Here is a 23040-nt window from a genome sequence, read left to right as displayed (position 1 = left end):
TTATTCCCCTTTGACCCGGCTAATAGCCTCATCGACCACCTCAATGACCTTCCTTATAACCTCTGTCTGCTCCTCTTCAAGCCCCAGCCACAGCGGCAAGCGAACCAGCCGCTCACCCGCGTTGTCCGTGTTCGTCATATCACCAACAGCTCGACCAATCGTCAGACCACGAGGCGATGAATGCAAGGGGATGTAATGGAACATCGAATGAATGTCCTTGCTTTTGAGTCGTTCGATAAACGATGTACGCTGATCCAGGCTCGGCAAGAGCAGGTAATACATGTGTGCGTTATGCACGCACTCGCGGGGCACGGTTGGGCGACGCACCGTTCCGGCCTTTTCCGCCAAGGCCCGGGCCTTGCGGCCCAGATCCTTTTCCCGTTCCCGAATACGTTGCCGATCCGCCTTCGCCGATCGCCACGATTGGACTTGCTGCGGATAAAGCCCTGAGCTCGGCAGTTTGACCAAACTCCGCCTCGGCCAGAGCCGCCGTTTCCAGCACCAGGGCAAATTTGGCCGATCCGCGCCACTGCTCCGCATTCCGACCATCGCTGGGCAACACCACCCCGGTTCCCAGCACCGCCACGCATATAGCGTCGCCGTGGTCATTTTGTACTCCCGCGCCAGAACCGTCACCGCCTCGTATCTCGGCGCCATCATCGGTGACAACACTTTCTGCTTCAGATTCTTCGGATGTTTCACGTCGCCCTCTTCCTCGTCCCATGTTTTTAAATGCCCGTAGTCTAAATCAGGCAAATGGACAACTATCCTGACGCAGAAGGTTTTAACCTCAACGCTCATTAGAATTGACCCGCTTTTTACTCATAAAATGGACCCAGGCTCCTGCCTGATCTGGGTTGTAAAACACGAGATGGCCCTGCGTTTTGAAACTGAATAAAACAAGGCTGCGTTCAGCGTGCCTCACTGCTGATCGTTTTTGACCTGGATCACAATAATTCGTCACCTCGAACCCCTGACAACGCCGCAAGTAGTAGAGCGTTTGTCCTACGCGACTATGACTTATTTCTAGATTCTAGCGACATGGCAGCGATCACACTGGCGACTATGTCAACTACAACCTGCTTCCATCCAAGTGCGTAGCGCACATAATATTCCTTGCCCCAAGCTTGCCAAAGAAGCTTAGGTGCCGATCGAGGGTCGGAGCGCATATCTGCGCGCATATCAAAAAAAAGGGATTTCTCATCCAGGGCAGTGATGATGGGATGGTGGGGAGGCACATTCATATTGATAAAGCGTTTCTTAAGTTTTCGAAAACTCTCTGCATCTTGGCGACAATAGGCTTCGCTCTGCTTTTTCGCATAGGCCAGGACTCTATCCACACTCTCGCTGGCTGCCACCCCTACTTGCTGCGCTTTATGGCATCGATATTGAATAAGCGGCTCGTCCAATAAAATGCCACCACCAGCTAGTTCAAGAACGAAGGGAAGATAATAGTCATGATGCCAACCGGACTGAAAAGGGAGAGTTCTTGTCAAGTGCTCGCTTCGAACAGCGAGTGCCGCACCAGTGACAAAATTGTGGCGAAGCAGAACTTCGAAAGCCTTACCGTTCCGATATTGCGCTCGTTCTTCCTCGGTGAAATAGACGCTTGAAAACAAGCTTCCATTGAGGTATTGATTACCTTCATCAATCAACAAGCCATTCGAGAATACATAAGCCGCTTTCGGGTTAGCAGCAAATGTTTCCAATAGGCGGGCCAAACGATTGGGCATCCAAAGATCATCTTGATCGGCGAATACCACCACATCCCCAGAACAACGCCTCACCACATGTTCGAAATTGCGAGTGGTACCAAGACGTTCGCTGTTACGCTCAAATCGAACGGTAATATTGGGGTGACGTCGAGAAAATGCGTTCACTACCTGGTCTGTGGTATCGGTCGATTGATCATCGCCAATGACAATTTCATCGGGCAGCCGCGTCTGTGCCGCCATGGATTCGAGTTGCGATTCAACATATGGACATCCGTTAAATGTCGTCATGGCGACAGAAATTTTGATTGGGGAGAAATCGATTATTGTCATGTTTAGTGATTAGTTAAGACAGTAGAAGGCCAGGTTATCCTTGCGCCAATTTGCGATACAGCGCCATTCCTCCTAACGGAAATGCGCAAAACAGCAAGGCGCCAGCCTGCGCCAGCGCTACCCCCACAGGACCAAACTGATTTCCTAAGTAAAAGGCCAAGGGCAAGAATACCAATGATGCAACCCCCGCAGCCAGCACCAACTGGCGTTGCAGGGAAAGTGCGCTAAGGAATACCGAAAGCCAAGCTAACAACCCTAGACCAAGGGATTGGACACAGGCTGCAGCGATAAGACTGGGACTTGAAAATTCCGAAGACCCAGTCCATAAATGAACGAAGAAGGCTCCTAATAACCATATGCCCATAGCTCCTAAACCCCAAAGTCCAATGATCATTACAAGGGTACGTAAGGCTATTCGTCGAACCCAACCGTGGTCTCCTCTGTGGGTTGCTTCGCAGAGGGCTGGCCAATACGGTAGTAACAGGGCTAAAAATATTGCCATCATCAGGAGTGGCAGGCGACCTACTGAGGCAAAAGGACCTACAGCGTCAACTCCATGTATATGCGCTACGATCACATCTGGAGTTCGCAGAAAAACTAGGGTTGTCGTGTCGACAAGAAGGAACATGAATCCGGCCTTTAGCACACTTTTGAGCGTATTCCAGTCCACGAGGGCCCATCGGGTACGTGGCACCAAACCGTTGGCCAGACCCAAAATCCATAAAGTAATCCCGCCCAGTAGAGGCCCCGATAGAGTGATAGCGCCAACCAACCATAGTGGTTGGTGCAACCAGATGGCGACTCCCGCAGCCCCAAGGCTGAACAAGGCATCAGCGCTCATAATCATGTGCACGAGATCGCCCCGCTGGTGAGCAAACACGGCAAATGCCCCCATTCCAGCCGGCAAGGCAGCTAGAGATACAATAAGCGCAGCTACGGTAACGTCGCCAACAGATGAATCGGTCGCTACACCCTCGGCATTGAGAAGCGTACCCCAAGGTATAAAGGGGTTCGCCAAAACCAGGGTTAAAATCAGCAAGGTCGAAGAACCCACCACCAACAAGGTACTCGCGGAAAACATCTTGTTGGCGGCGGACCGGTCCGTGAGTGCCACAGCACCCAGATTGGTCAAGAGAGCACTTGTCTGCCCCAAGTTAGCCATAGGTATCCATGCAGCCACTGCCAGCACGGTCATCCACAACCCATACTGCTCCTTGCCCACATAACGCACCAGCATGCCCAAGCCCACAAGTTGAGACACTGCGTAGACCCCTTGGTAAACTATGCCCAAGGCGCCCGTCCTTCGTGCCTTGACTCCTCGATCCTTACGTAAGCTGGTAAGGTCACCCATGGACGCGCACCTATTTCGTTGCCATGAGAACGAGTTCATCCCCTTGGATGCGCCCAAATTTCAACGATAGGGACGCTAGATACTGGATGGTCTGCGCGCGTGACCATGTGAGAATTCCCGGCCATTTCCCCCATTGGTATTGCCCCTCATCGCGAATCTTGCTGCTAGCAATCTCGGTTAACGCAACCGCGCGAGCCGTTGTGGACACTCGCACGTTTCGAAATCCGGCCGACTCTGCCAGATTCCGAAGACTTTCTGCGGTAAACAATACTAGATGACGCGGAGGGTCTAGACCTAGCCAGTCAGCGCCGAATTTTTCGTGGCTCCAAGCTTGCGCATTAGGAGTGACTGTCACTAAAGTTCCACCGGTGCGCAAAACGCGGCGCGATTCAACGATGAACGCGAGAGGGTCGTGCAAGTGCTCAATGACATGTGAGGATGTGATCGCATCGAAGGCCTCATCAGAGAAGGCTGCATCGGCCAAGGAGCCCTGTCGGACGTCCAGATTGCTCTTACGGGCTGTTTCGACTGCTTGTGGGTCAAAATCCACTCCGCATACCTGCCAGCCGAGATCACGAAGAATCTCCAACGCCTCCCCGTCGCCGCACCCCACATCCAAGATATTGCCGTTCCCCATGGAAGATGCGTGTAAATAGCGAATTTGAAGGTCAATATGATCCTTCAACCCCGGATACAAGGCTGCAGCAGCGACCGCCAAGTATCTTCCGGGCCATGCGAAGCCGCTTCGCCGGAATCCATACTGCCCCCCCGCGATTTCCTTTGCTAATGCACGGACCGTACGCCTGATAAATGCACTCTGATGACCATCCCCGTGAGTAAAGTAATTCTTATAAGCCTTACCGATGTCCAACAAGGTGGGGCGTGGATCCATCCACAGGGTACCGCAGGCCGCGTTACCACATTCTCTGATAGACCAATAACCTGGCGCGCCGAAAAGGTGATCAGTCAAGTCTCGATACTTTATTGCCCCAGTGCTACCGCAAACGACGCACCTTGATTGTGGCTCTGTTCGTATTTGGTCTTTGACGTCCATGATAATCCTTAACCTGAAATTGAGAAGAAAACCGAATTTTCGAGAGCTTGAGCTACTAAGAAGAAAGTCAATGTAAAACCCTGCAGTATTGAATGTTTCGCTTTGCTGAATCCTTTTAATATCATGCCCATGACAAACTGCAAGAATTGGAACTAGCGTGGGGAAAGTTTCACCTCAATCATGCAGCCAATTGCTGAATTTTGTTGCCCGACGAATACGAATTGACGTTGAAATTGTGTTTGAGCGTAAGCTTCACAGAGCAAAGTGGCGACCACTTTCGAGTCACGACCCAACTCATCTTCTAGCGTCATCATTTCCCGGAAAAGAGGTACCGATAAACAAGCGCCCTAGCTACGGTGTTCAGACGTGCCCTGACGAGGCCTATCGCACGATCTGTACGCGATATTTGAAATTTTGTATCAGCCTGGAATTTGTCGACAAACCCCTTGAAGTCCCGATACTGCTTGCCGCCAATCGCAACGCTCCAGGAGCCCGGGCAGACACGGAACGAGGAAGTTCTGGTAGACGTGTAATGGGCATCCCCGTGCACCAGAATTCTGAACCAATAGTCGAGGTCGACAAGGTAAGGATGGGTCGCGTCATATACCCCAACGTGCTTGACGAGTTCGCGACGAAATAACCCGTTTCCCGGCTCGCCAATCAGGTTGGTTCCGGCACGGATGCAGCGTTTTATCAGTTTGCGCCCTTCAATCCGGCCTGCCCTAGCCCCCGGGAGTCCGCGAATCATCATCACCCGGCCTTCTGGATCAATGATTTCCCTTGATCCGAATACCAGCGCGATCTCACCCGCCTTGTCCGCTTCCAGTACCATCACCTGTTTCTCAAGGCAGTCGGCTGCAAGCACATCATCGTGGGGTAGCAGTTTGAAATACTTGCCTTGAGCAAGCTCTAGGCAACGGTTCCAATTCCCTTCAGGGCCTAGATTGTGCGTGTTGCGCAGATAGGTAATTCGCGAGTCGGAATAACGCGAGACTACTGCCGGTGTGTCGTCCGGTGAATTGTCATCGAGAATCCAGATCTCAAAGTGTTGATACGACTGATTCAATACTGAGTCTATTGCCGCAGCGAGAAAGGCTGAACCCCGATACGTTGGGATACATACAGAAACAAGTGGATTTGACATCTTTCGTTAACCAATAAAAAAGAAGTAACCATTTTTGATTTTGTGGGTGATGAGCTGGGGTGCACACAACATACCCCGCCTGGAAGCCGCTCCAATAGGCGTTCTGCATGGCAGTAGACCGGTAATCCAATAAGGACGCCACTCTTCATGAATACGGTTCGTAGACCGCCTATACATGCGGTCTACAGGAAGGCCTCTTGGGATATGTTCCAAATACAAAGTGCCCCGGAATGAGTGTTTCAAAGGCAATGTCGGCGCCTCATTTATTCGAACACTTCATGACGCCCGTCCTCGTACAAAGGCAGCACGCTCTGCCGACATGAGTTGGGCAATGCCAACAGGGAGCCTCTTTGTTGGTGTTTTTGCGCATTCTAGGAATGCTATTGATCGAAATTGCACCCGCCGAGAATACAGCGTGGAATGCTTACTTGCACTCGTAACGATTCGCGGAGTTCGCCGCGCAATTCTCTTGAAAATCGAGACAATCTCGGCAATCGTTACGGGGTGTTCAGATGCAATTATCTTGAGGAGAACGTGCGGCCTTTCGTTTGTTGTACGTAACGTTGTGACCATCGAGGCGGCGGCATCGTCGGCAGAAATATAATCGCGGATTGTATCGTACGGGACATAAATCTGTACGGGCTTATTCCGTAGAATGCTGCGTGCAATATGCGACAAAAGGCCCTGCTGCTTTCCGGTGGCTTGACCAAGACCATAAAGCGTGGAAATTCGGGCAATTAGTGCCGTAGTTCCATCGTTCGCAAGCGCAAATGAGCGTACCAATTCTTCTTGTCTGAGTTTCTCACGGGCATAGGCGGTCGTTGGCTCTGCGTCAGTATTCTCGGTAATGATGTCGTCCGAAGAGCCAGCGTAGATTGCACCTGCAGAACTGGCAAAGGCAATGGCGCCGGGTGCTGCCATAAGGCGCGGCTCAGCTTCAAGAAGCTTGATTATTAAAGTAAGAGCGCGTGTTTCCGGCGCTAGAGCCTCTTCCGTACTGCCCATGGTCCCGACGCCAGCGGCCCAGTAGATTTCCCATCGATCAGCCACGCGAACTTGTGCAGAAAACGACTGAACAGCCGCGGTAATCTGAGAGGAAAGTTCAGGGGCACTATCCCAGGAAAAACGTTGAACAGGGAAAAACAACTTCGATCCTCTGCGCCGCAGAGCACGACACAGGGCCGCACCCAGAAGGCCGCTGCTTCCCAGTACCCAGGCGATAGTCATTGGCGAACAGCCGGTCGCGTCGGCTTGCTGCTAACCACATACAGAGGCTTGCCCATGACGATGCCCATGGTGACGGCAAGATACTCGGCGATTACGCCGAGCGCCGTCAGGATGCTCCCTGAGAAAAAGGCAACAACGATCAGGAGCGATGTCCAGCCTTGAACAGGCACTTGACCATAATACTTGCCGTACAGTGCATAGACGGCGATGGCGACGGCCAGAATCATCGAACAGAAGCCCATCACCGTAATCAATCGAAGCGGACGTGTGCCGGTTGTAAGAATGAGGTTCCAGAAATGGCCGAACAGTCTGAACCAGGAGTACCCCGAAGGTCGCCCCAACTCGTTTCTCAAGCGAACCGGGCAGTGCCCGATGCGTCCGGTAATCCAGAACAGACCTACATCGAGATAGACGCCATTGCCACAGTAAGCTGCCAGTGTCCGGGCGATTTCACCGTCGATTAGACGGTAGCTGTTGAAACGGCCAATCGAGCGGTTGCCCAGCAATCGGGTGCTGATCTCCTTGGCCCCCAGGCTCAAGATATTTCTTAGCCAGCCGTGGGGTGGCGGATTTATCGGCTGAGCATAAACGAGTTGCAGTGATGAGCCTAAAGCACTATCCAGCATGCTGCCAATATCTGCTGGATTTTGCTGCCCGTCTTCGTCAAGGGTTACGACCCAATCGCCGGAAGCGCTGGACATTCCGGCCATGGTTGCGGCGTGCTGTCCGTAATTTCTGGAAAGCCAAACGGGCTGGACAAACGGATACTGAGTTCTGAGCGCTTCGAGGATCTTGTCCGAACGGTCCGGGCCACAATCATGCGCTAGCAGAACCTCGCAGACCACGAAATTATTGCCATCAGGTGTTGTTTGCGGGTGAGTAAGTGGCTCGATTTCTCCGATCAATGTAGGCAGGGTGCGCTCCCCCGCATAAACCGGGATAACAAGGGAAATGCGGTAAGTGGGGCGGTTATCCATAGGTGGCAACCCATAATGAAATAAAGTTAGTTACGGTGGAATTGGTCAGTAAAATCGATTGGCAAGTTCCGACTTCTCAAACCAAAGCAGATTATTATGCATTGTAAGTTAATACGTAATCATTCACCCCCCCTATAGCGCAAACGGGATGGCCGGGATCGAGGGGAGTGCAAAGCCCTTGCGAGCGGCGGCGATGACGGTGCCCAGGTACTGCCAGGCGGAAGCGCCGCGACGCCGGCAGGTTTCGATGAGGCTGGCGAGCATGGCGAAGGCGCGGGAGCCCTCTTCAGAGCGGGTGCCGTGGCTGATGTAGCGGGAAATCGTCCATGGCCCGGACTGCCGGGCTGTCTGCCCGGTCGCTTCCCCGAGCCCTTCTTGGCCGTCGGTCGCTTGGCCTCCGCCTGGACGCTTCCTTCCGTGTCTTGCGTCGACTCGTTTAGTGGCTCGCCAGTGGCGTCTGCCCGGCCGGTCTTAGCGGGCGCGCCCTCTTTCTCCACCGGACCACCCGACTTCTCCCAAGGGGCCTGGCTGGTCGGCAAGCGCGAACTGTTGCTCGGGTTTTGATTCAACCGGTCTTGCAACTCCTTGACGTCGTGCAGCAGACGCTTCGATACCTCAAGCAAACGCTCTGCCGGCAGCCCCTTGAGCCACTCGTCGTCCATTTGGAAAAGGTCATGCTTGCTTAGATGCATTCTGCCCGGTTTGTCATGTCGTCCACAATCGGCAAAGTATGCCATAAGTATCATTTGCCTAGCGGCTTTTCTTAAGGGGGAGTGAATGGTTACACTTCAAGAGCCTATCGTCCGTAAAGCGCTCGGTCAAACCTAGGGAGTCTCCGACAAAGCCGGAGAATTACCTTATCTATTCAGGCTCTGTTGATGTTTCCTACGGTAATAGTTGCAGCTTTTTCCTATTCAAAGTGAATCAAGCCAACGACGATTCTGACAAGCCGAAATTAACGAATGCTGCCCTGACTTTACAATAAATGAATTCACAGTTACAAATCACATTCGCCTTACAAATGTTGCAATAGAAGTTCAACCGATAATGCACGCGACAGTATCTCGGGATTCATTATTTTTGACATATCAAGATATTCTGAAATTTCCAAATGGTTTAAATCAACGATACTTTCAATATAAGGTTTCTCCAGAAAATAGGGCATGGCTTGCGGCTTACTGGCACCATGGGCGCGCTTGATCAGTCGCAGCGATAACGGCAGATGACGCTCGCCGGCGAGGCGCATGCGATAAAGCCAAGGTATCGGGTCAGAGAAATTTATGCCGTAGGCGGAGTTGTATTTGGCCAGCGCAGGATCCGCAGCGCGAATCAATGCGGCATGCAATTCGCCACAATACTTGTATTTGATCGGAATATCGAAGCTTGGGATGACGAATCTGGGCTCCATGAACGGTAGCAAAGAATGACTGATCTGACTATTCGCCGCGTTGTTGCTTTGCGCAAACTTATTGCGCATGAATGGGAAAAGCATTTCAGCCTGTTGCCGGGGTAAGGTATCCCCATCGATTTTCAAAATTCCACGAACTTTATCTGCCAACCCGGCGAAATAAGCATCCGCACTGAATTCACCGTGGCAATAGCCATAGAAGCCTTGGTCGAATCGCATTTTCAGAAACTTTTCCAAGCCCACGCTTTTGTCTGGGATATTCCAAATTTCCCGATAAATTTCCCCACCAGCGCCATTCAATTGCAAATTGGCGTCGCGCGCCCGCGCCAATCGCGTTGCCAGATCAGAACCGTCGTCGATCAGGCCGACAGGCTTGATGCCGTCAAAAAAATAGAGGTTGCGCTCAATGCTTTCATGAAAAGTATCGATATCGATTTTTTTCGATGCACCCTTGTCTATATGATCCAGCGAAAGTTTTTCCCCTCGCGTAATTTCCTTTGCGACAAGCACATCGGATGTATCCGGAGTGCCATAGACATAAAGCGATGGTGTAGCTCCGGCGTGCCTGAGGAGTGCGAGCATGTGGCGCGAATCGAACCCACCGGACAAGGCTGAGCCAATGTCCTGCGGAAACAGCTTTACGAGGTTTTCGTAGTATGCATTCAGTTCGCAGGATACTTTCTCGACCACCTCGGAAGGGCTGACGTCTCGAGTAAACGAATCAAAAACTGGGGTTCGCTCTACTTGACTCATAGTTGGATAGTGGCGCCAAAATTTTCGGCTATCCAGCAAGCGCACACCGCGTATAAGCGTTTCCTCGTTGACAAAAAAACCATGAAAAACGTAGTCGAAAAAACCCTGCTGACTTAGCTTTGGGCTTCCGCCAACCCGAGCAACGGCAAGGTAGGAGGTCGATATGACTTTGCTTGCGTCATCGATATAAACCGGGTAATAGCCGCAGTAATCACTCAGCGACCAGAGTTCCCCGTTTTTATAAACAAGCAAATGGAAATTGCCAGCAATCTTGTTTTCATCAAGCGAGCCAGAAACAAGATCCTTGTAGGACTGAATTAATGCATTCTTTCCCGTTTTATCGTCATAAATAAATGTTCCGGTACAAAAGGCGAAATCCCCGTTGTCGAATTCAGCCACACTTTCAGTATGTGACGACAGCTTGCAATAGCGGTAGGCGACAAAGTTGTTCCTGACGATACGGGAGCCAAGTGCGAGATTTTTTTTCTGGAACACTTCGAGACTACGGCAGAATCTCTCCTCAACCGCTTCAACAAATTCTTCAACAACTTTGGGAAACACGATAAAGCCGCCCATACTTTTCTCGCAATTCTAAAAATTAAACATAATCGACATAGAACATGTCATGAAGCCAAGATACTCCTCAGTACAGTTGGTCATTACCACCGCAGCCATATTTTTGACATCACTCGGACCCATAACAGGAGTATCAATGGCCTAATGCGTTTCGCAACATTGATTAAAAGTAAATTCTTGGCATCAGCTGCCATCGACCAATAAATCCCTTTAATCAGTCCTGCGACAATCGGATCTCTGAGCTGATTAAATTTGTTAAAATCTTTTATATCGACCATAAACCCTGAAGCTAAAAACTCATTAATTTTTTCCACATTAAAATTGCCAATTACAAGTGCAATGCTATAAGCGAAATTAGCGATGTCCCGTGAATCCAGATCATATCTAGGCGAGCACGCATAGTCGTTACGCGCATAGTCCCAAAGGCAAACCCGGAACATGGTCAACAGTCGCAACAGAATAGGTTCGGCGGGTAGTCTGTATTTATTGGAAGGAACGGTCCTATAGTCATCAATCTCAAATGATTCATATACGCCTTGATAAATAGCTTGCAAGAAGGCGATATCGGTCATTTCACGGTTCTGGTTGGCAAAACGAAACTTACCAGCACCTCGCGATCCATTGTGTTGGCGAAATAAATACGTGTTATCGAGAACTGGAACCCCGCGACTTACACGAAGCAATCGCAAAGCGAGATCCTCATCCTCGACTCGCCTCAGATCATCGCGCAGCCTACCTACCGACAGGAAAATATCTCTTCGCATTATCAATGACCACATATAAGGAATCCATCGTCCAGCCAGCAGACATCCCCATATTTCTTCTGATCGCGGCAAATCGATCGCAGATGGAAACCTTTGCTGATATTCGCCAGATTCATCGCGTATTAGCCAACCAGAGCCGGAATACACAAAACCGCTCTCTGGATCAACCTCAACCCCTCGCGAAAACGCACCAATGGCCCCTGGCAAGACCAGGTCATCGTCATCGCAAATCCAGATCCAGTCACCGCTCGCTAGACTTACGGCACGATTGATAGCACAGGATTTTCCGGCATTCTTCTGTCTTTCAAAAATGACATGAGAAGAAAACTCATCAAGCACACGTGATGTTTCATCGGTCGAACCATCGTCTATCACGATGATTTCGTGTGCAGGCGGGCTGAGTTGAATCATCGACTCAATGGCTTCTCGCAGAAAGTCAGCCCGGTTGTAGGTGGACATCACGATCGATATGCGTGCGGGGGTCTTGTACGATGTCATGGGTTCACCTCTTGAATCCAAGTTTGATTCTATCCCGAATTGCCACATAGGCCCCCGCGATGTCTTCTCTCAGAGGGTTAGAGAAAAGCCCGATCAAAAAAAACCAAACCGCAATCCCAACGCCACCTTGGATTGCCATTCTCATCACCGCATTCTCGACCACACCTTCACAAACGATGCGGGAAAAAAATATTACGGCGGCAAAACAGGCGGTCAAAACATAACTGGAAAGGCTTGAGCGATAGACTTCCATAACACTGATACAAAATCGATGCCGCAAATGGTATGCAAAGAGTACCGACTCGACAACCATTTCTACCAAGACGTTGTAGATAATGAAGACGCGCAAAGGTTCGTACATAAGCGCCAAAAGTACTGCCACCTTTGGTGGCAAAGAGTACAACTGAATTTTCACCGTATCCTTTACATACCCTCCTGCCGTCAGTAGCGTACCCACCAATGCGATTAGTGGAAACCCGATCAGGTAGATCGCTGGCACGAAGCGGCCAACTTCGGCGGAAATACCCCACTGGGGTCCATTCAACAACAGGATGAGGGCATCACCCTCAACGGCCAGGAAAGCCAAGACAGGCAGGGCTACACACATCGTTTTGGCTGTCGCTGATAGAAACTTGGCACGTATGTCACATCCACCGCGAATTTCCTTTGCAAAATGCGGCAACGTAAACGAATAAACTCCTGGCATAACGGCCCCCCAAAAGAGCGCCATGATCGAAAAAGCTTTCGACTGATAGGCAACGACATCCATCCCTTGTGTTTTCCCAAGAACCATCCCGTTAAGATACGAACGGGCATCACGAAGTAGATTGCTGGAAGTACTCATTACACCAAATGAGAAAATACTTCTTATTATTGACTTATCGTATTTATAAGAAATAACCAAACGTTTGCGTGACGATAGATATAAACCCACCACATTGGAAAGAATGGCCCCATACACCATACTCATGAAGCCAGCACCCAGCAGAGCGAAGACGATAGTACCCGCGTTGAGTGCCAGCGACATGAAAAAAGTGACCGAGACCAGCAAATCGAATCGCATGTCCCGCCTCAAGAGTGCCAGGACAATCGAAATTCTCGGAAGCAATAATAGATTGATGGCCAGTCCACCCAACACCAGAACAAGCCTGGGTTCCGAATAGAACTGAGCAATTGGATAAGCCAATACGAATATTAACAACGATGCCCCAATTGCGAGCACTTGTGCCACAAACGCGGCAGCATTGATATCGCGCTGATTAATGCTACGCAGTTGAATCAGGTAGTTGGAAACTCCGAAGTCACGAAAAACCGTCGCAATCCCTACAAATATCGAAGCTGTCGCGAAAACCCCTATTTCATTTGGAGTAAGAACTCGTCCAACCACAGCGATTGAAACAATCGCCAATAGTGAAGCTGCATAGGAATCAAAAGTTGCCCAAGCAATTTGTTTCATTTGATAACTAACAATTTCTCGACTGGTTCACAGGTCACCTCTTGACTGCCTGTTCATAATCCACTTAACGGCATAACTTATACGAACGGCAAGACGGGCGGAAACAACTGGGTATGAAAAAAATAAATTGGCGAGTTTTGGTCTCGAACAATTGGACCATGGTCCTTGGCATCCTTTGACGACGGACCAGAGACCGTCCTTGACCGCCTCACGTTGATCATTTGAATAGTTGGGGTCGGAAAGGTTACCAAAACCTTCTGCCCACAAACGGAAGAAATAAGAAAGCCAAACGGAAAAGGGAAGATACTTGTGCCAAAAGTGGAATTCGTTCCTCTTCATGTAATAAATGTAATGCGGGGGCGCTGATTTCGCGGATTTCCCAGTGTGCGAAAGCACCGCATTTCTAGCGACCACGTTTCTGAGACCTGCTTTTAGTGAACGTGCTGATAATTCATCATCTTCAAAATACATGAAGAATGACTCATCAAACATTCCAATTTTGTGTATTACATCGACGCTTACCACCAAGGCCGCGCCGGATAGCCGGGGCGAATTTATCAGTCCGTTTATTTCATTAGCACTTGAAATTTCATCGTTGTACCAAATAATTCTCGGCTCCTTCCAGTCATACGCTGATCCCTGGAATTCAATATGCTCAGTATTCTGCTCGCTGACAATTAGAGGAGATACAAGACCCACGCCCGGTTGCCGAGCGGCCCACAATAATGGATATAGATTCGTCATAACCAGAGCATCATTGTTCAAAAAAAGCAAAGCATCATCTTCGTCGCTACGGGCCAATACCGTGCGAGCGCCTAAGTTCATTCCGCCGGCAAAGCCAAGGTTGATTTCAGATACTACGATTGCAATTTCAGGAAACGCCGCCTGCAGGATAGTTACGGAGCCATCGTCAGAAGCGTTGTCGACGATCAGTATCTCCTCCATAGCCACATCTTGAGCTAACAAGGATTGCACGCATCGGATCGTCGCAGGTGCATCTTTCCAATTCAGAACGACGCATTGAAGTTTCAAATTGCCTCCCAGTCTAATTTCAGAAGTAGTGCACCGTTCATCCAGTAAGCACCCTTAGGTAATTCGACACCATTGCTTCCGCTGAAAACCCACCCAAGATTCGCTCATGGAACTTTTTGGCACGTTTCTCCGATTCATCAGAAAGACTCATGACATTATCAATAGCTCGAACCAATTGATCAACATCCCCGTCATCGAACAACAAGCCAAATTCTGCCGAGGGAATAATCTCGGGAATTCCGCCGACCCGCGTCGCGATGATCGGTGCACCGCAAGCGCCTGCCTCGATCAAGACCAAGCCAAAAGGCTCACTATGGGCCGTATGGGCCAGGCAGACGGCGTTGCGCATCAAGGTCGCCACCTGGTTTTGATGCTGGTTTTCCAGAAAGATGACTCGCTCCTGTAGGTTCAGGTTACCAGCCAATCCCTTGAGGTGACCAAGCCATGTATCGTTGTAAGCTGTACCGCCGACGCAGACGATCTTGAGCTCGGGATAACTATGGGCCACTATCGCAAAGGCCTGCAGGAGAACGTCCTGCGCCTTGCGGGGAACATAGATACCAACGTTGAGGATGTAGGGTTTAACCACAGGCAAGACGGTTTCATCAACCTCCTTCAAGAAACGTTCGCAGTCGATGCCGTTATGGACGACTTGCGCCGGCTGCCGGAACAAGCCCAATTCATCAATTCGCCGTGCCAGATCGGCCGAGCATGCGGTAATGGCATCCGTCTGTTCCGCAATGGTTCTCCAGCACGGGCTGGCAGGCAAGATTTCGCCCACGTCCGAGCCATGAAATGACAACACGATTCTGCCGCGCCATAGTCCGGCCCCCTTCAACAGGGCCAGCGGATACGCATTCAACGACGGAAAATGCAGGTTGACGATGGTGATGCTGCGTTTGTGCAAATCGTACAACAAGGCCGGTAGACGCCGCGCCAGAGTGACTCGGTAACGCAGGGGCAACCTGCCTTTGGCCGAGGGGGGAGGCGGGAGATTGAGGTGCAGGAATTGCCGGCCCTGCTCGTCGATGCGGTCGCCATGACTCAGACAATCCTGGATGCCAATGGCCGAGATACCCGGGAAGCGCTTCTCCAAGCCGTGCCAGAGGCGGTCGACGACCACATCGACTCCCCCAATCATGTCGAATTTCCATGGGATGTAGAGCAGGATTTTCCCTGGTGTCACGTGATCCATTTCAGTTATTCCCTTCGGGCATTCCGGCAAATCCATGGTGCGTGTGGTTAGTATTGGCAATGTCCATCATCAGTGAGTCCGCATAGAACTTAGTAGCCCAGTTGGGATATTGCCAGGGATGGTAGCCACCATTGATCGGAAAAGAGCCCTTGATGCCGCCCAGCGTGTCCTTGTCTTCGCCGGCAATGCGCTGGGTTCGTTTGACGAAATCAAGAATCCGCGAAGTGGCTTCCCGGTATTTCCGTTCGCCGGTGATCTGGTAGAGGCGCCCCCAGTTGATGCCGAGTTGGCAATCGCCGGTCAGGCAAGACCACTTGACCGTGGGCCGCCACGTGTCATCGAAGCGCCCGGGCAGCCTGCCATCCGTTGGCAACGCGACGAGCATGGCGTCACCGATGACTTCGGCGGCAGCAATAAAATCTTGCCGGCCGGCTGCCGCACCGATCTCGAGCAACCCACGCATGGCATAGGCGATGGTATGCGTGAAGGGTTGCTGGTTATCCTGAAGGCAGTTCTGCGCCAGCCAGCCTGCGGCATTGCGTTGCGTCATCGCCCACTCGGCATTCCTGACGGCAGCATCCAGAAAACGCTGCTCGCCGGTAATGCCGTAAACACGGGCCAGGCTCCAGGCCGTGCGGGTGTTGTAGGTATTGATCTGTTTCCCCGTCATCGGCGAACCGAATCGGCGCCAGCATCCATCGTTATCCATGACCTCGGCCAGCCAGTTGGCCGCTCGAACCGCAGCATTACGGTATCGTTCATGGCCTTCTTCTTCAAAGGCGCGAACCCAGCCGAAGATGACTTGGCCGGTATTAAAAATGGTGGGCTGGTCTGAATCGCCCAAGGCGCCAGCCAGGACACCACCCGTAGGATGCTGGATTTCAATTTCCCAGTCGGCCATGCGGCGTGCACGAAGGCGGGCATCAGCATCACCGGTCAGTGCCGCATAACGGTAGAAAGTCGGGATGATGTAACCGGTGGTTTCGGGGTAAGAAGGCGCCCAGCGGCGACTGCGGACAAGGTAGGTTTGCGCAACGCCGCCATTACCGGTGACATCCTGAGCATGCTTGAGCCACGCGATGGCGCCTCGAAGATGTTCGAGATTATCTCTTGGGATGCTATTTGAGACTTGTCTTTTGTCTCTAAAAACATTAATCCCGAGGCTGATTTTTTCAATAATTGACATACGGTTTGTTTGTAGGGTTGTAAATGGTGGCTCAAAGCCATTCAGCATCGTGTGAAATCATGACGAAATACTTTTCGACCTTAATTTCAGGCCGCATAGTATTGCTTCTCTCATTACCAAATTCTTGTCACACTCTCGCCAGCACGAACGAAGCCAATGCAATCCGTCAGAGTAACGTCCCATATTGCGCAAAAGCCAAGATCGCCCCACTAAAGATTTTCTATAAATTTTTCTAAAAATAGCTGCTTGTTCAGGTTTAATCTGGCTTAACAACAAACGTAGCATTCTTATTTCATCCATATTCCTTCTTAATTCAATATCGTCTTTTAGCTCTTGTGGTGCCCCCTTATCTGTGCTCAATAAACTTGTTCTGAATTGTCGGCCAACCCCATGTGATCGAAGCTCTAGCCCAATCGACGTTTTTTCGGACAAACGCCAAAAAAAGTGAATATCAAGCCTGGCTCCTGCTTCCACATCAAATTGAATATCATCGAATATTTTATTTCTAATCATAGAAGTTCCAACGACTGGTGTGAAAAACGGAGAAATCAATCTACCCTTTTTTTTTATGACAAGCGCGCTATCGAGTTCTGACGGCTCATAAGTAGTTAGCAAAGTAGGCAGTACGGTTTGCGTTTCTCCGCCCTCATCCCGAAGGCCACAGATACAACCCAATTCCGTGAAACGACTAGCTATATTTACGCAACGCTCAATATGATCCCGATGCCAAAGATCATCATCGTCAAGAAAAGCAACCCAATCTCCAGTTGACTCCTGGATGCCCCGGTTGAGAGAAGTGGCCATTCCGGCATTGTTTTTGTAAATGTATCGACATGGGAAAGGTATGCCTTTAAATGAATTCAGAACGGCTTCCCTAGTATCATCATTGCTCCCGTCATCAATAACGATCAGTTCATGCAGCGGCCTAGTCTGTTCAGCAACACTTCTTATTGCTTCAGGAACAATGGAACATCGGTTATAGGTTGTAATTACTGCGGTAATTTTCGGGTCCATTTCAACTTTCCGGTGTGGTGTTTTTAATCGGCCTAAGAAATTAAGCCACTGCCAGCCTTAGTTCTAATCCCATTTTTCATGGCAGATTAAATATTATTACAAGAATTTAATAGCATATTCCGCCAGTAGAGTCAGTTTTCTAAAAACTCTGTGAAGCCAACTCTCATTTCAATCCCTCTGCCACTTCTCGATTTGCATTTGTGTGCCTTATACGGTTTAAACTGAGGCTTTTAACGTGTCTCAACAGATGTCGTTTTCGGATGATCAAAGAAATGAACGCCATCCTGCGTCATTCGCCTGGCGCCTGCCAGCATCGCTTTGGCTCGAATCCATACAAGAGAGGTATGGCCGATTCGCCCCCTTTGCAGCGAGAGTTCCTGTCCAAGTCGGGCTACAAGCCGCTCTTCCCGGCGCAAACGATTGGCCTGTGCCGAAATCACGCGAACCAATTGCCGTTTCTCATTGCCCTCGCTGTCAATAATTTTTCCTGCTAGCGGTTCAGATTCATAGAGAGGAACTGGCAGCGTATCGCCGAGTTGATCTTCGACGAAATGGGTAAAGGTAAAAGTGGCAAACGGCGCATCGAATCCCAATATCAAAGCGTTGCGCTCAAGCATCCGGGCAAAAGGAGAGTCCGGCCCGAAGGGGCGGTCGGTATAGTCATGGCCGGCCAGGAAAGCTTCGGCATCGTTGCCCCAGGCAAGTAGTGGGTGTGTGGCGCTGAGACTGCGGTGGACACCCACCGAGCGGCGAAATGATTCCGATACCATTCCCATCATCGAAGGGCTGCGGCGAACATCCATGGGCTTGCCTTTGGCGAGCCATTCGGCGGAACTCATATTGTGGTAGGGCATTGAAGTCATCACCAGCAGTCCTTCCTCACCAACGGTAGTCTTGAATGCATTGACCAGATCCGCCGGTTTTCCGCGGAAACCATTGTGGCTGCGCCATGAGGAGTGAACGACCAGCGTGGCACCGCGGCCAACACCGATTTTATTCAGTTGCCGGACCATTTCGTCCGGGCCGTAGGCCCAGATACTCCTGGCCAGCCAATCCTTGACCAAGGCTTTGAGAGCGCTTTTCATTGCTGGCCCAGACTCGCCGTCCGAGTCGCGACGACGTCATTGAGTAGCATGGCAAGTCGGCGTGTAATTTCACGGCGGTCGAACCGGGCCAGAAAGTCTGTATCGGCTTTAACTTCCTCCGGTACGGGAGAGGAAAGCCATTCGCGCAGCATGGCTTCGCAGGCTTGCACCGATTCGGCAGGAACAGCCTTGCCCAGACCGGCGCGCTCGATAATCTGCTGGGTGGCGCCGGGGTCACAGAGGGCGAAGATGGGACGACGCGCCGCCACGTATTCGAAAAGTTTGCCGGGAATGACGCCATCGGATGTCTCACCGGTATCAACGATCAGCAACAGGTAGTCGCAGTTGATCTGTGCGTCCATGGCCGCGTGATAGCTAACGTCGCCAGCAAAATCGTAAAGGTGGGCGATTGTGTAGCGAGCCAGGATTTCATCGTAAATTGCCCGAATTCCGGGCTCCACTCCGCCGAGTATGCGCACCCGGACATTTTCAGCTTTTTCCGGGTCGGTTTGGTGCAGGCGCCCAAGGGCTTCGGCAAAGGCATAACCGCGACGGTTCTTGAATAGCCGCCCCGTATAGACGAACTCGATGGGGCCGCGCCCCACTGGCCGGGTTCTTTGGCGCCCTCCGTAGATATCGTCGTCATAACCGTTGGTCAGTGTTTCCCAACGGGCTTTCAAATTTGGGTGGAGTCGCTGCATGTAGGCAGTCTTTGGTTCGGAAACGGTGACAATGACATCTGCCTCGCGCAACAGGCGCTTCTCGATCCTGAGCTCATAGCGCTTTCTCCACTCAGGCAACCATTCGCGCAGGACATCGCCGTACCAGAGATCACGGTAATCGGCGATCCATGGCAGGCCGGTGGCCCGCCGCAGATCGTGGCCGATATAGGCACTCGAGAACGGCGGCAACGTCGTGTAGATGGCGTCGATTTTGCGCTCGGCACAGATACGCAAACATTCTTTCGTGGCGAGCCTGGCCCAGGGCACGTAGCTGTCGGGGATAAAGACGAAGTGCTTGAGAACCCAGCGGACCGCCGCGTGGGCACGATCAATGAGCGAGGTGGAAGCGTGCTTTTTTTCAAGCGCAGGGAGAGGGGCCTTTGCCGTTGCGGGCTGGCTTCGGGGCAAGGCAGGAGAACCGCCACGACCGAGCAGTCGTTTGGCAGTCAGGGCGATTCGGGCTTCGATGTCTTCCAGCGGCAAGCGGATGACCTCGACACCTTCGCCTATTTCTGCGAGGAGACTAGAATCGTAATTCGGCTCCCCGCCCGATGGTTCAAGGGTGACGACGATGGCTTTCCAGCCGTGCGCGCGAAGGTGTTCGACAAACTTGACCGTGCGAATCCGACCAATGGTCTTGAGCGGTGGGAATTCGCCGGCAATTACTAGCAGTGTGTGTGTCTGATCGGTCTGCATCGGATCTAACTCGCGGCCAATTGGCGGCAAAGGGTTTGAAATTCAGCGGCCCGGGTAGTCCAGCTATTGGCTTGTGCATGGGCCAGAGCGCCCTGTTCAAGGCGTTTTCTTAGTTCGTCATCGGACAACAGAGAATTAATGGCGGCGCTTATTTCTTCAACCGAGTTGCCGTCGACAAGAAGTCCGGTCTCGCCGTTACGCACCGCCTCGACGGCTCCGCCTGCCCTGCCCCCGACAACGGCCCTTCCACAAGCGTTTGCTTCAAGAAAGACCAGCCCGAAACCTTCGGTGTCGCCATCGGGCATTGTGCGGTTGGGCATGATGAACAGGTCGGCGCTGCGGTAAGCCGCCACGAGATCTGCATCTGACAGGGGGCCGGTCAGGGTTGCGTGGTTCTGTAGCCCGGCCGATTCGACTAATTGCTGAAGTTCCGGGCGCTGGGGACCATCGCCAACAATCATGAGGTGGGCCGCTGGATGCCGGGCAACGACGGCCTGCCAGCCGCGCAAGGCATGGTCAAAACCTTTGCGGGGCACCAGTCGCCCGACACCGACTACGAGCCGTTTGCCAGTAACGCCCCAGCGTTGTCGAAATGCGCCATCGTCAGCCCCCGGTGAAAACTTGCCGGTATCTACAGCGTTCTCGATGAGATGGACACGTTCGGCAGGTAGCCCCATGTCTTCAACCAGTGCGCGCCGGGTAAATCGACTAACGGCAATAATCGCGTCCGCGCGGGAAAGGTACTGACTTCGCTTCTGGCCATACGAACCCGAATCAAATCGCGTCGTAATTTCCTCACCATGGATGTAATACATGACCCTGCACCCAGTCAAGCGGCGACACCATCCCGCCAGCCAGCCAGTGGAATTGAGTTCGCCCACACAAAGAAGGCCGATATTGTGGCGATGAATAAGTTGCAATGCAGTACCTAGTACCTTTGCCCGCGATGGAAGGTCCATGGTGAGAAAACGCCACGCGGAAACGAATTTGTTGGCTGGCGCGGGGAGGATCGGCGGCCTCAGCAGATCAAGACGATGCACCGGGTAACCACAATGCTGGTCGTGCTCTGCCCAACCGGTAATTTTTTCCGCCCTGCCGCAGTAGCCGCGAGCGGCCAGTACCACCATGCTCCCTTGCGGCGACAAGCGGCAAAGACTGGCGTAGACATTGGCAGAGCCGCCATGGATGGGTGCAAAGATGCTTGCAACGAGCAGACATGTTGATGATCGTGCCATGTTTAGAGCATTCTCCCGCCAAGGGTATGAGTGACATTCATCGTTCTGATCCAGCCTGAACGGCATCCAGATCCTTGAGCACGCGTCGCAATCGGTCACGGACGAACGCTTCTACGGCAGTCGCCGCAGCCTCGTCACTGCTTTCCGCTGTAGAGGTAATGACGAGCATTGCCGCATCATCGCCTTTGCCGATTAGCAAATTAATTCCCTGATAGAGCTTGCTTACACTTTCGCTAACGGTGGTATAGCCGCCGATCCAGTACACGGTGGCGACTACGGCATTTGCCCCGGGCCTGGAATAGTGCTCGACACGTAATTTTGGAATTCCCTCCCCCATCGAGGCGAGACGCTGGCTTCTCTTCCAGGCCCAGGTGTGGGTAGAGTCGATCATGTTATTTACGTTGATCAATTCCGCGCCTTGCCGCTGGTTGCGATAGTAGCCAACAGTCAGGCCTATTTCGCTGCCCTCGAAACGGTAGGTCGCTGCATGGATAGCGCTCGCATCCATGAATTTCGGAACGACCATCGGCAATGCCGGTTGGACTTGCTCAAGCCCGTTGAGCGAATCGGCGAGATCAAGTACAAGTTCTGTCCGTGGCAGTTGGTTGAGAAGATGGTTCGCTGCCTGAGAAAATCCGAGTACCAAAGCCGCAGCAAACATCGCCCCACCGATCGTTACGCCAATTGGCGCTGCGGTGCCGGCTGAAACCCTCTCAACCGGTATGTTTGCATCACGCCAGCGTACTCCGACAGCAAAGCTCACCAACACGACAACGGCGAAGATGACCCAGCCAAAGGCCAAATGTGACAAACCAAGCCCCCATTGATTGTTCGATAGATGGGCCGCCATGACGATAACGTAGGCACGCAGCCAGTTGGCAAACAACGACAACAACAGCATCCAGATGACGAAAATCAGGCGTTTGTACCAGGATGTGTAGGTTATATAAGCGAATATCGTCCCGACGAAGAAAGACGTCAGGAGGTAGCGAACACCAGCGCAGGCCTCGATTACGGACCAACTGCCACTGGGTATGATAAAAAACCGGCCATCTTGGAAAACCGGAACGCCGCTGGCACGCAATCCGATCACGGTTGCGTTGGCGGTCCAGTCCATGAGCGTAGGCAGTACGTCATGCCCGAAAGGGATGGCAAAAAACAGGAAATTGAGTGGGCCGAACAAAATTCGGAAATAGCGGTCTCCCATCACCGCCCATACGGCGGACTGGAGCATGAGAACAACGGAGAACTGCACAACCACGGCAGCGGAGACCAGTTGGCCGGCGAGTGCTGCAAGGCTCGACAAAACAAGCGCGGCCATGCCGCCTTTTGAAGGTGCCTGGGATACGCCAGCCAGAGCACCGCGCTTTTCCCAAACCAAGTAGGCCACCACCAGAAGAACCACATACCCATGGGCATGGGAAGGCATGGTTTCCCATGATTGAAGTACCAGCGATACTTGGTCGCGATAAGCCAAAAGAATGATGACGAAAAGCAGGGCCGTGAAAAACCATGCCAACCGCGTGGCATTCACAGAATCACTTACGATCCCGGACCCTTCAGCTTTTACGGAGGTGTGAACCTTTGATAATTTCATGGTTTCAATGAGGTACCTTATATTG

Annotated in this window: 19 protein-coding genes; all 19 read right to left on the bottom strand. The window is 51.8% G+C overall.

Annotation, left to right across the window (positions count from 1 at the left end):
* Complete coding sequence (locus ACOYNV_RS03780) at positions 1-801, bottom strand: DegT/DnrJ/EryC1/StrS family aminotransferase (RefSeq protein ID WP_422898406.1); 801 nt, start codon at positions 799-801, stop codon at positions 1-3.
* Between the two features lie 212 nt (positions 802-1013).
* Complete coding sequence (locus ACOYNV_RS03775; RefSeq protein ID WP_422898405.1) at positions 1014-2045, bottom strand: glycosyltransferase; 1032 nt, start codon at positions 2043-2045, stop codon at positions 1014-1016.
* 34 nt (positions 2046-2079) lie between these two features.
* The gene (locus tag ACOYNV_RS03770) at positions 2080-3396 is read right to left on the bottom strand and encodes a lipopolysaccharide biosynthesis protein (protein ID WP_422898404.1); all 1317 of its coding nucleotides are present in this window, start codon (positions 3394-3396) and stop codon (positions 2080-2082) included.
* Positions 3397-3406: 10 nt separating this feature from the next.
* A complete protein-coding gene (locus ACOYNV_RS03765; RefSeq protein ID WP_422898403.1) occupies positions 3407-4114 on the bottom strand; it encodes a class I SAM-dependent methyltransferase in 708 nt (235 codons plus the stop codon).
* Between the two features lie 646 nt (positions 4115-4760).
* The gene (locus ACOYNV_RS03760; protein WP_422898402.1) at positions 4761-5594 is read right to left on the bottom strand and encodes a glycosyltransferase family 2 protein; all 834 of its coding nucleotides are present in this window, start codon (positions 5592-5594) and stop codon (positions 4761-4763) included.
* 276 nt (positions 5595-5870) lie between these two features.
* Positions 5871-6821, bottom strand: coding sequence for an NAD-dependent epimerase/dehydratase family protein (locus ACOYNV_RS03755; RefSeq protein WP_422898401.1), 951 nt, complete (start codon positions 6819-6821; stop codon positions 5871-5873).
* Complete coding sequence (locus tag ACOYNV_RS03750) at positions 6818-7798, bottom strand: glycosyltransferase (protein ID WP_422898400.1); 981 nt, start codon at positions 7796-7798, stop codon at positions 6818-6820. The genes ACOYNV_RS03755 and ACOYNV_RS03750 overlap by 4 nt, the downstream gene beginning before the upstream one ends.
* A gap of 119 nt (positions 7799-7917) precedes the next feature.
* Positions 7918-8460, bottom strand: coding sequence for a hypothetical protein (locus tag ACOYNV_RS03745; protein WP_422898399.1), 543 nt, complete (start codon positions 8458-8460; stop codon positions 7918-7920).
* 353 nt (positions 8461-8813) lie between these two features.
* Positions 8814-10535, bottom strand: a complete 1722-nt coding sequence (locus tag ACOYNV_RS03740) for a hypothetical protein (RefSeq protein ID WP_422898398.1) — start codon at positions 10533-10535, stop codon at positions 8814-8816.
* Between the two features lie 83 nt (positions 10536-10618).
* Complete coding sequence (locus ACOYNV_RS03735) at positions 10619-11797, bottom strand: glycosyltransferase (RefSeq protein WP_422898397.1); 1179 nt, start codon at positions 11795-11797, stop codon at positions 10619-10621.
* Between the two features lie 4 nt (positions 11798-11801).
* Positions 11802-13253 (bottom strand): oligosaccharide flippase family protein, encoded by a 1452-nt coding sequence (locus ACOYNV_RS03730; protein WP_422898396.1) that lies wholly within the window; start codon positions 13251-13253, stop codon positions 11802-11804.
* 27 nt (positions 13254-13280) lie between these two features.
* On the bottom strand, positions 13281-14285 hold the full coding sequence (locus ACOYNV_RS03725; RefSeq protein ID WP_422898395.1) for a glycosyltransferase family 2 protein: 1005 nt from the start codon (positions 14283-14285) through the stop codon (positions 13281-13283).
* A gap of 37 nt (positions 14286-14322) precedes the next feature.
* A complete protein-coding gene (locus tag ACOYNV_RS03720; RefSeq protein ID WP_422898394.1) occupies positions 14323-15480 on the bottom strand; it encodes a glycosyltransferase family 4 protein in 1158 nt (385 codons plus the stop codon).
* 1 nt (position 15481) lies between these two features.
* Positions 15482-16666, bottom strand: a complete 1185-nt coding sequence (locus ACOYNV_RS03715; RefSeq protein WP_422898393.1) for a beta-L-arabinofuranosidase domain-containing protein — start codon at positions 16664-16666, stop codon at positions 15482-15484.
* Positions 16667-16723: 57 nt separating this feature from the next.
* A complete protein-coding gene (locus tag ACOYNV_RS03710) occupies positions 16724-17680 on the bottom strand; it encodes a glycosyltransferase family A protein (RefSeq protein ID WP_422898392.1) in 957 nt (318 codons plus the stop codon).
* Positions 17681-17910: 230 nt separating this feature from the next.
* A complete protein-coding gene (locus tag ACOYNV_RS03705) occupies positions 17911-18765 on the bottom strand; it encodes an AAC(3) family N-acetyltransferase (RefSeq protein WP_422898391.1) in 855 nt (284 codons plus the stop codon).
* The gene (locus ACOYNV_RS03700; protein ID WP_422898390.1) at positions 18762-20183 is read right to left on the bottom strand and encodes a glycosyltransferase; all 1422 of its coding nucleotides are present in this window, start codon (positions 20181-20183) and stop codon (positions 18762-18764) included. The genes ACOYNV_RS03705 and ACOYNV_RS03700 overlap by 4 nt, the downstream gene beginning before the upstream one ends.
* A gap of 5 nt (positions 20184-20188) precedes the next feature.
* Complete coding sequence (locus ACOYNV_RS03695; protein WP_422898389.1) at positions 20189-21418, bottom strand: glycosyltransferase family 4 protein; 1230 nt, start codon at positions 21416-21418, stop codon at positions 20189-20191.
* A gap of 37 nt (positions 21419-21455) precedes the next feature.
* Positions 21456-23015: an exosortase A gene (gene xrtA, locus ACOYNV_RS03690; protein WP_422898388.1), complete on the bottom strand. Its 1560-nt coding sequence runs from the start codon at positions 23013-23015 to the stop codon at positions 21456-21458.
* Between the last annotated feature and the right edge of the window lie 25 nt (positions 23016-23040).

The organism is Propionivibrio sp. (assembly GCF_049316945.1).
Classification (GTDB): Bacteria; Pseudomonadota; Gammaproteobacteria; order Burkholderiales; family Rhodocyclaceae; genus Propionivibrio.
This window is presented reverse-complemented; position numbering and strand designations above follow the sequence as displayed.

Bases quoted from the DNA above. Each gene is read 5' to 3' on its own strand.
- ACOYNV_RS03780 (WP_422898406.1), bottom strand. From the start codon at position 801: ATGAGCGTTGAGGTTAAAACCTTCTGCGTCAGGATAGTTGTCCATTTG.
- ACOYNV_RS03775 (WP_422898405.1), bottom strand. From the start codon at position 2,045: ATGACAATAATCGATTTCTCCCCAATCAAAATTTCTGTCGCCATGACG.
- ACOYNV_RS03770 (WP_422898404.1), bottom strand. From the start codon at position 3,396: ATGGGTGACCTTACCAGCTTACGTAAGGATCGAGGAGTCAAGGCACGA.
- ACOYNV_RS03760 (WP_422898402.1), bottom strand. From the start codon at position 5,594: ATGTCAAATCCACTTGTTTCTGTATGTATCCCAACGTATCGGGGTTCA.
- ACOYNV_RS03755 (WP_422898401.1), bottom strand. From the start codon at position 6,821: ATGACTATCGCCTGGGTACTGGGAAGCAGCGGCCTTCTGGGTGCGGCC.
- ACOYNV_RS03750 (WP_422898400.1), bottom strand. From the start codon at position 7,798: ATGGATAACCGCCCCACTTACCGCATTTCCCTTGTTATCCCGGTTTAT.
- ACOYNV_RS03745 (WP_422898399.1), bottom strand. From the start codon at position 8,460: ATGGACGACGAGTGGCTCAAGGGGCTGCCGGCAGAGCGTTTGCTTGAG.
- ACOYNV_RS03740 (WP_422898398.1), bottom strand. From the start codon at position 10,535: ATGGGCGGCTTTATCGTGTTTCCCAAAGTTGTTGAAGAATTTGTTGAA.
- ACOYNV_RS03735 (WP_422898397.1), bottom strand. From the start codon at position 11,797: ATGACATCGTACAAGACCCCCGCACGCATATCGATCGTGATGTCCACC.
- ACOYNV_RS03730 (WP_422898396.1), bottom strand. From the start codon at position 13,253: ATGAAACAAATTGCTTGGGCAACTTTTGATTCCTATGCAGCTTCACTA.
- ACOYNV_RS03720 (WP_422898394.1), bottom strand. From the start codon at position 15,480: ATGGATCACGTGACACCAGGGAAAATCCTGCTCTACATCCCATGGAAA.
- ACOYNV_RS03715 (WP_422898393.1), bottom strand. From the start codon at position 16,666: ATGTCAATTATTGAAAAAATCAGCCTCGGGATTAATGTTTTTAGAGAC.
- ACOYNV_RS03710 (WP_422898392.1), bottom strand. From the start codon at position 17,680: ATGGACCCGAAAATTACCGCAGTAATTACAACCTATAACCGATGTTCC.
- ACOYNV_RS03705 (WP_422898391.1), bottom strand. From the start codon at position 18,765: ATGAAAAGCGCTCTCAAAGCCTTGGTCAAGGATTGGCTGGCCAGGAGT.
- ACOYNV_RS03700 (WP_422898390.1), bottom strand. From the start codon at position 20,183: ATGCAGACCGATCAGACACACACACTGCTAGTAATTGCCGGCGAATTC.
- ACOYNV_RS03695 (WP_422898389.1), bottom strand. From the start codon at position 21,418: ATGGCACGATCATCAACATGTCTGCTCGTTGCAAGCATCTTTGCACCC.
- xrtA (WP_422898388.1), bottom strand. From the start codon at position 23,015: ATGAAATTATCAAAGGTTCACACCTCCGTAAAAGCTGAAGGGTCCGGG.